This window comes from Acinetobacter sp. YH01019 (assembly GCF_013420285.1).
Taxonomy (GTDB): domain Bacteria; phylum Pseudomonadota; class Gammaproteobacteria; order Pseudomonadales; family Moraxellaceae; genus Acinetobacter; species Acinetobacter gandensis.
The window spans coordinates 1-8,108 of record NZ_VOYM01000102.1 but is presented as its reverse complement, the minus strand read 5'-3'; the positions used below and the strand labels follow the sequence as shown (position 1 = coordinate 8,108).

The window sequence follows — 8,108 nt, the reverse complement described above, 5'->3', positions numbered from 1 at the left end:
TGCTAGATTAAAGCAATTTAGAGGAATTGCCACACGCTATGACAAGCTAAAGCAAAGCTATGAAAATTCTGTTGCCTTAGCTTGTATCTTTATTTGGCTACCATTATGAAATGTCAACAGACCCTAATAATTCAGATACAGAATTATCTCAGCATGTTTTTTATTCATTAAAGTAGATACGTGCTGAGGCAGACGCATTGGCTGTGGCAAATGATCCAGCTGGCGCATCGGTATAGCTACCGTTCGCATTTTGAATTATTTGGCGCTGTGGGCGAGAAGGTGTGGGTGCCGCGGCATGATAATTGTCAGAACTAGCAATAATACGGCCATTTGAACTCGCGCTATCACTGTTAGATGCTGATGAAGCTACGTTTAAGCCACTAGGATATAAATTACTATAGCGACTGGTTACACGGCGCACATAATCTTGGGTTTCACGAAAAGGTGGAATGCCGCCATATTTAGCAACATTGCCTTCGCCAGCATTATAACCAGCCAAAGCTAAAGAGGTATTACCATTAAAGCGTTTTAATAGCCAAGACAGATAACGTGCACCGGCCATAATATTTTGGTGCGGGTCATAGGCATTTGAGACATTGAAGCGGCGGGCCGTCGCTGGCATCAATTGCATTAAGCCTTGAGCACCAACAGGGGAGCGGGCATTTGTATTAAAACCTGACTCGGTATGCATCACTGCTTTAATTAATCCTTCAGAGACACCATGCTGAGCAGCAGCTTGTTTAATAATATTGTCAAAGGCATTTTTATTGCGGCTATAGCTTGGTAAAACTGAAGACTCATTAGAACCCCAGTTGCTATAACTGTGAATATTACTGTCCGGATAATACGTTTTCTTTTCAACTTTCAGATTGCTATAGCGACCCTGCTTATTGGTTAATAAGGTCGTACCATTACTTTCGCGTAATTGGTAAATGGTTTGCCCAGCAAAAGTGTTAGGCGCAGTCCAAAATATGGCCGCACTTCCGATAATATAGAGCCCCAAAGTCCAAATATTTTTTTTCATTTTATAGTGAAGAAATTTTCTGTCCCCAAACAGTTGAATTAGAGTTTAACAAAAAAAAATCAGATGAAAAGGCTTCGGTTGCTGATTTCTTCACTAGTTTGTAAAAATCAAGTCATTTTGATGATTCAATAATCAAAAAAAAATATTTATTTTTTTTTAATGAGCATAACTTGACACACTTAAATGGTTGAAAAATAAGTAAAAATAAATTGATCAAAAAATAATCAATTTAAATAGAAGCCTTAAAATAAGGGCGGCTCAAGCTGTCAAGCCTTTTAGAATCCACAAAGTTATCCACAGGTTTTGTGGACAACTGTGGAAAAGTCCAAAAGATAAGCGTTTCGGGTAAAAAATGAACGCTTGCGTATAAAATTATGAACAAGTGATTACGTGACGATGACAGCAATTTTACATTTTCGGGAAAATACATTCTTTTGATGCGCAGCTGCGTCGAATCAGCTAAAATTGCGCGGTATTTTTATTTAGGTTTAACTCGTCTATGTTCTCGCCAGTTGAGTCCGAACAAGGATTTAATTTCAAACCAGAACTACCAACTAGCTCTGCGTATTATCGTCTATTGAAAAAGCTACGCCGTCAGGTCGGTCATGCCATTCGTGATTTTAAAATGATCGAAGAGGGTGACAAAGTCATGGTGTGTATTTCTGGCGGTAAAGACAGTTATACCTTGCTTGACATTATGTTGCAGTTTAAGCGTATCGCACCAATTAATTTTGATGTGGTTGCGGTTAACCTTGACCAAAAGCAGCCTGGTTTTCCTGAAGATGTATTACCACGTTATTTAGAAGAAAATAACATTCCGTATTATATTTTAGAAAAAGATACCTACAGCATTACCAAACGTTTAACCCCAGAAGGTAAAACGTATTGCGCAGTATGTTCACGTTTACGTCGCGGCTCTTTATATGGTTTTGCACAAGAAATTGGTGCAACCAAAGTCGCGCTTGGTCATCATCGTGATGATATTTTGGCAACGTTCTTCTTGAATTTGTTCCATGGCGGTAGCTTAAAAGCGATGCCACCTAAGCTTTTATCTTCGGATAAAAAGAACATTTTGATTCGTCCACTGGCTTATGTGGAAGAAAAAGACATTATCAAGTATGCGGAAATGCGTAAGTTCCCAATAATTCCGTGTAACTTATGTGGTTCACAAGAGAACTTACAACGTGCCATGTTAAACGAAATGCTACGTACGTGGGATAAAGAATATCCAAAACGCTTGCACAGTATTTTTGGTGCACTGCAAAATGTATCACCATCACAATTGGCTGACCGTGAGTTATTTGATTTCGAAAAATTAGACGAAGAACGCGAGTTTGATTTTAAAGAAAGCAGCAGCTCTTCAACTGATGCAGGCGAACCTGAAAGTAAACGCATCAATATGGTGAATTTAGGTTTTGCTGCTGACTAATGAAATAATTGGGTAAAAAAAAGGCATTCTCAGGAGTGCCTTTTTTTATATTGATGATTTTTAATACTTTGTTGTTAAGGTGTTAAATATTGAACGGTGCGTACAAAAAACTTTAGCCATTTTATAATTGATCATGCTATAACAAGCGACAAGCAAAAATAGCTTGCACTGATGTTGTCTGGAACGGCAACACAAACGAACAAAATAAATTGAGGAAAGATCATGCCTGCTTTTTTAACTGATGATTGGTTTTCAACTGTAGAAACTTTGACTGCTCAAGCTGGTGACTTAAATTTACCACCTGCGTTGGCTAACCTTGCAATTAACCTAGTTGTAGCTGAAGCTGCAGGTAACACAGAATTATCTTTAGATGGCGGCGCAATCAAAAAAGGTTTGTCATCAAATGCAAAAACTACATTAAACATGGATGCTGAAACATTACGTAAAGTATTCCTAGAGTTTGATATGGCTGCGGCGATGCAAGCATTCATGACAGGAAAAATCAAAGTTCAGGGTGACATGTCTCAGCTGATGGCATTGCAAACTGCAAAACCGAGTGCAGAACAAAAAGATTTATTCAAAAAAGTACTAGAGCAAACAGCTTAAGTCTTTTGAAATAAAAAAGCTTACCCGAAGGTAAGCTTTTTTTTTTGCTTTAAGAAAATTTCAAGTCTTTAAATATTCACCAATTGCGGTGTGGTCTTGATATGTTCTAAATAGGCACGAATACGTGTGACATATTGAACTGCTTGACGATAACGTCCATTGCTGGCTTTGTTACGGTCTAAATAAGCGTATAGGTTCACCCATTTATCTGGGTTTTTACCTTGTGACTTAATTCGCTTCTGAATCTGAGAAACAGCACCAGGCCCCATATTGTAAGCAACGAGGGCATACCAATTACGATCAGGGAAAGGAATATGACTATAACGATTTAACATTTGGTCATAATACTTTGCACCACCTTGAATGCTTTGTGTCGCATCGGTACGGTTACTCACACCCATAGCTTTTGCCGTACTGTTGGTCAGCATCATAATGCCGCGTACGCCTGTTGGCGAAACAGAGTCAGGTTTCAAATACGACTCTTGATAGCCAATGGCTGCAAGTAAATGCCAATCTAAATCGTATTGCTGTGCAGTCTTTTTAAAACTAGCTTTATAGATAGGCATACGTTTGGTTAAATCACGTTGAATGATATTCCAAGAATCTTGCTTGACCACATTACGATTATAAAATGAAGCGAGTTGACTGATTGCTCCATTTTGCTTTGCACGACAAACAAAGCCACTTGCAGTTTGGCTCAGTGGGTCATCGGCATTTTTAAACACCCAGTTTAAATTGCTATTTAAACCATTTTTTTGCAATGAAACCGTGTCACCGCAACTTGCTGAAAATGAAGTGAGGTGTTTTGCTTCAATACTTTGCATGCTCGCCATCGTCATCGCAAAACTTGCTTGACCTTTAGCGACCATTTTTAAAGCAGTGGCATTGTCTTTGACTGTACGAAAGTCAAGTTTGACATTAAGACTATCCGCATAATTTCGTGCAAGGTCATAACCAAAACCATGCAGATGTTTACCATCCTTAAAAACGATATCTGGGTTGGCTACAGATACAACAGTCAATTTACTGTTATTGACGACAGCATCATATTGATGTGTCGCTTTACTTGCATTGATACTGTGAAATGGTATTGCAACAGTACAAAGTGCAAGGGCTTTAAATGGGAGAGAGTTAAAAGAGTTAAGGCAAAGCCTAAACCCAGAAGTTGAACTACTGTGCATGTTGTCTCCGCTACAAGTAATTTATGGCCTAAAAAGCAAAGGCAAAAATGCCTCAGACTTTTTCAAGTTTGATAAATTCAATAAGGGTTGGGCAGTCATGACGTCATTCAGAATGACTAAGGTTTAACGGGAAAATATGTAGAAAATCTACACTGATGAAAAAATAAACAAGCTTAAAAGATGTGCGCATAATAAAGATCAAAAAAAAGCTTGTCAAATTTTGTACGAAAAATTATAAAATTATGTAACATAAATAACTGATTTTGTTTGGGAATAAATTTTATATACTGCTACTGTGTAGAAATAGGGGATAAAATAGGCTTTTATTGTAAGTTGTTGCTCATCAAACTAGCCTAGAAAACATCATGAAATCTAACTTAATTACCCGCGCTGGGCATGATTTATTGGTCGCTGAACTGAAGCATTTATGGCATGAAGAACGACCCGAAATAACCAAAAAAGTGAACTGGGCAGCGAGTTTAGGCGACCGCTCTGAAAATGCAGATTACCAATACAACAAGCAATTGTTACGTAAAATTGATCGACGTGTTCGTTACCTTGGAAAGCGTTTAGAAGAACTCCGAATTATTGACTATTCACCCGAACAAGCCGGCAAAGTTTATTTTGGAGCTTGGGTCGATATTGAAAATGAATTGGGCGAAGAAAAAACGCTACGCATCGTCGGTGTTGATGAAATTTACGACCATCATCCACAGCATATCTCTATTGATTCACCCATGGCTCGGGCGCTGTTGTCTAAACAGGTAGATGATGAGGTGGAAGTTGTTACACCATCAGGAAAAAAATGTTGGTATATCAATGCTATTCGCTATGAACTTAGAGAAGAAGCATCGAAATAATAGAATTTGCTTTTATTTTGTTCAATTGAATGCTTTTTTGACAAAATGATTTGCCATTGTGGAATTTTATTTATATGATGGCGCCCATGGAAGCGTGGCAGAGCGGTTTAATGCACCGGTCTTGAAAACCGACGAGGGCGCGAGTCCTCCGTGAGTTCGAATCTCACCGCTTCCGCCAAATTCAAAACCCCCAATCATTGATTGGGGGTTTTTTTATGACTTTATTTTCTATTTTTAAAATAAATAATAAGGTGATCGATAGTTTTTTATATACTTGGATGTATTTTTTTGGTGATCATTAGTCTGAAATTTTTCTAAAAAAACGTTTCTAGCTGAAAAAAAAGATGTTCTTAATTTTATGCAATTGTTGTAATTGCATAAAAAGTGAATAAACGATTCAAGGAAGGCATAAAATCATGGAAAATAATTTGCCATTGTGGAATTTTATTTATATGATAGCGCCCATGGAAGCGTGGCAGAGCGGTTTAATGCACCGGTCTTGAAAACCGACGAGGGCGCGAGTCCTCCGTGAGTTCGAATCTCACCGCTTCCGCCATACAAAACTTTCCAACATTGCTTAGCACAATATAAGCGATTGATTATATTGGTTAATGTTGGAATATAACGGTACGACGCACGTTGACACTTGACGTAAATCGACGGTTATAAAGTAGTAAGAAATGTAGTAAGTTAAAACTTACTACATTTTTTTGCGTGGTTTTTTATCATGGCACGTACTCAAAATAAGCTCACAGCACTACAAATTAAAAAACTGAAAGCTGATCCTCAAAAGAGCATAAAGATTGGTGATGGTGGAAATCTTTACTTTCGTGTTGATCCGAATGGTAGTCGGTATTGGATATTTAATTATACCCGCCCATATACAAACAAGCGCAATGAAGTATCCCTCGGTACGTATCCCGAAATCTCTTTAGAAGATGCACGTAGAATTAGAGATGAGTACAAGATACTTATTCAACAGGGGATTGATCCAACAACAAAACGTTTACAAGCTAAACACCAACGCCGACATGAAATAGAAAATACCTTTGCCGTGATTGCATCTAAATGGCTAGACAAGCGAAAAGTAGAACAAAAGCAAGACAGCGAAACAATTCGTCGCTTAGAGCATGACGCACTGCCATATATAGGGAAGTTGAGTTTTGATCAATTAACATTGGAGCTACTGGAGGATCGGGTATTTCAGCCTATTCTTGAGAGAAAAGCTTATGCTGTTGCTAAAAGATTAAAGTCCGACTTAAATCAAATCTTTAAATTTGCTAGAAAAAGAAAACTCATAACTTACAACCCGATTGAAGATATTGAATTACCTACACCACCGAAAAAAAACCATCCAGCCGTAACTGAGGCGAAAGACTTAAGTGCATTAGTCAAAGCGATATGGATTTACCCTGAGCAGTTCCCTAGAAGCATGATTACGACGCAAGTGGCACTCAAGATCTCTTTGTTGATCTTTCAACGCCCTGGAGAGATTAGAAGCCTTAAGAAAGCATATTATTATAAAGATGAACGATGCTTAAAATGTAAGCAGTAAAACTAAGCAAGATCATATCGTACCACTGTCAATACAAGCTATTGAATTGCTTGAATCCATCATTGACTTATATCCCGATAGTGAATACTTCTTTATTGGACGGGATGGAAAGAACTATATTTCTGAAAATACCATGAATAAAGCACTTGAAAGATTAGGCTTTGCAGGAAAGCATACAGCCCATGGATCTAGAGCATCAGCAAGAACAATCCTTGATGAAGTCTTAAAGAAGCGTATCGATTATATTGAGCATCAACTGGCACATCGAGTTAAAGATCCAAATGGACTTGCTTATAACCGAGCAAAATATTTAGAAGAGCGAAGAGATATGATGCAGGATTGGGCGGATCACTTATATGAGCTTATGGGTAAACCGAGACTCAGACCTAAATATAATTTATATATATTTAAGCCTGTCTAGTGACAGGCTTTAAGAGAAATAAAATAGTCGCTATGCAGCTCTATTTTTACTTGCTAACCATTCATTGATTTGATTCTCAGACCATGTTGGCATACTTGCAGTAATATAAGTGGGGGCAGGGAAATCCCCACGCTTTACAAGCTTCCAAAGCATGGACTCTGAAATGTTCAGTAATCCAGTGGTTGCATCACGATGGGAGAGTGTTCGTGTTCGACCAGAACGGTCTACATAGACCTTACCAGTACGTGCTGGATAGTTTACGAGATCTTTTACTCGATAAAGTTTTGCAATAGACATTGTCTGTCTACTCCTTATTTTTATAGTTAAGCAAGATTGCTTAATGAGAAGCTTAGCAAAAGAAAAAAATAGACAAGTCTAAAAGTATAAAATGAGGGAAAAATAGAAAAGATTTTTTTAAGTAGGTTGAGTTGTTATCTTTGGATTTAAACAGTAGAAATTTAAAAGGCTGTTAGCCGAGCGATAACCCCACTCACTCATCACATCTACACACAGTAGAAATTTAAAAGGCTGTTAGCCGGCAGGGCGTGGATATGGACTTCTAACTATCTACACACAGTAGAAATTTAAAAGGCTGTTAGCCAGCTGTACTCGCTTGCTTGTAATTGGCTATATCTACACACAGTAGAAATTTAAAAGGCTGTTAGCCGTTTGCCCTGCCGGATGAAGAATTCCATCTACACACAGTAGAAATTTAAAAGGCTGTTAGCCACTTTTAACGGTGAACGTATCTGTATATCTACACACAGTAGAAATTTAAAAGGCTGTTAGCCATATCTTGAGCCGATGGTGGAGCTGCAATCTACACACAGTAGAAATTTAAAAGGCTGTTAGCCCTTTTGGTAATGAATTACGCTCAACAATAATCTACACACAGTAGAAATTTAGGTGGTGTTTTAAAAAGTATGCTGACATTAAATGAAGCCATTATTGATGTAAAAGAAGGTTAAGTCGAAGGCTTTAAAATGGTTTTCAAGCTTTTTGGAGAAATTACAACTTCTTCTAAAACCACGC

6 protein-coding genes, 2 tRNA genes, 3 pseudogenes and 1 CRISPR repeat array are annotated in these 8,108 nt (G+C 38.0%); of the genes and pseudogenes, 7 read left to right on the top strand and 4 right to left on the bottom strand.

All coding sequences use genetic code 11. From position 1 onward, the window contains the following. A pseudogene (locus FTT84_RS15895) lies at positions 1-109 on the top strand (IS5/IS1182 family transposase); the annotation flags it as partial. 51 nt (positions 110-160) lie between these two features. Here FTT84_RS15895 and FTT84_RS15890 read toward each other — a convergent pair. Then, complete coding sequence (locus FTT84_RS15890) at positions 161-1,024, bottom strand: lytic transglycosylase domain-containing protein (protein WP_180081817.1); 864 nt, start codon at positions 1,022-1,024, stop codon at positions 161-163. Positions 1,025-1,523: 499 nt separating this feature from the next. Here FTT84_RS15890 and ttcA point away from each other — a divergent pair, with 499 nt between their 5' ends. Continuing rightward, positions 1,524-2,453, top strand: a complete 930-nt coding sequence (ttcA, locus tag FTT84_RS15885; protein WP_180081815.1) for a tRNA 2-thiocytidine(32) synthetase TtcA — start codon at positions 1,524-1,526, stop codon at positions 2,451-2,453. A 222-nt stretch (positions 2,454-2,675) separates the two neighbouring features. Continuing rightward, positions 2,676-3,059 carry an SCP2 sterol-binding domain-containing protein gene (locus FTT84_RS15880; RefSeq protein WP_067765436.1) on the top strand — a complete coding sequence of 128 codons (384 nt, stop codon included), beginning with the start codon at positions 2,676-2,678 and terminating at the stop codon, positions 3,057-3,059. Positions 3,060-3,127: 68 nt separating this feature from the next. Here FTT84_RS15880 and FTT84_RS15875 read toward each other — a convergent pair whose 3' ends face one another. After that, positions 3,128-4,240: a transglycosylase SLT domain-containing protein gene (locus FTT84_RS15875; protein ID WP_180081813.1), complete on the bottom strand. Its 1,113-nt coding sequence runs from the start codon at positions 4,238-4,240 to the stop codon at positions 3,128-3,130. 365 nt (positions 4,241-4,605) lie between these two features. Here FTT84_RS15875 and greB point away from each other — a divergent pair, with 365 nt between their 5' ends. The 4 genes and pseudogenes from greB to FTT84_RS15855 all read left to right on the top strand — a co-directional run bounded on the left by greB (position 4,606) and on the right by FTT84_RS15855 (position 7,076). After that, positions 4,606-5,100: a transcription elongation factor GreB gene (greB, locus tag FTT84_RS15870; RefSeq protein ID WP_067765429.1), complete on the top strand. Its 495-nt coding sequence runs from the start codon at positions 4,606-4,608 to the stop codon at positions 5,098-5,100. Between the two features lie 88 nt (positions 5,101-5,188). Continuing rightward, positions 5,189-5,278 (top strand) — tRNA-Ser (locus FTT84_RS15865). 288 nt (positions 5,279-5,566) lie between these two features. Continuing rightward, a tRNA-Ser gene (locus FTT84_RS15860) sits at positions 5,567-5,656 on the top strand. Positions 5,657-5,824: 168 nt separating this feature from the next. Beyond that, positions 5,825-7,076, top strand: a pseudogene (locus FTT84_RS15855) (tyrosine-type recombinase/integrase). A 30-nt stretch (positions 7,077-7,106) separates the two neighbouring features. On the opposite strand, the gene FTT84_RS15850 reads toward FTT84_RS15855, so the two are convergent. Continuing rightward, the gene (locus tag FTT84_RS15850) at positions 7,107-7,373 is read right to left on the bottom strand and encodes an AlpA family transcriptional regulator (protein WP_067765981.1); all 267 of its coding nucleotides are present in this window, start codon (positions 7,371-7,373) and stop codon (positions 7,107-7,109) included. Between the two features lie 142 nt (positions 7,374-7,515). Continuing rightward, a CRISPR array of direct repeats spans positions 7,516-7,995; the repeat unit is 36 nt; unit sequence ATCTACACACAGTAGAAATTTAAAAGGCTGTTAGCC. Between the two features lie 13 nt (positions 7,996-8,008). Next, positions 8,009-8,108, bottom strand: a pseudogene (locus FTT84_RS15845) (IS1 family transposase); the annotation flags it as partial.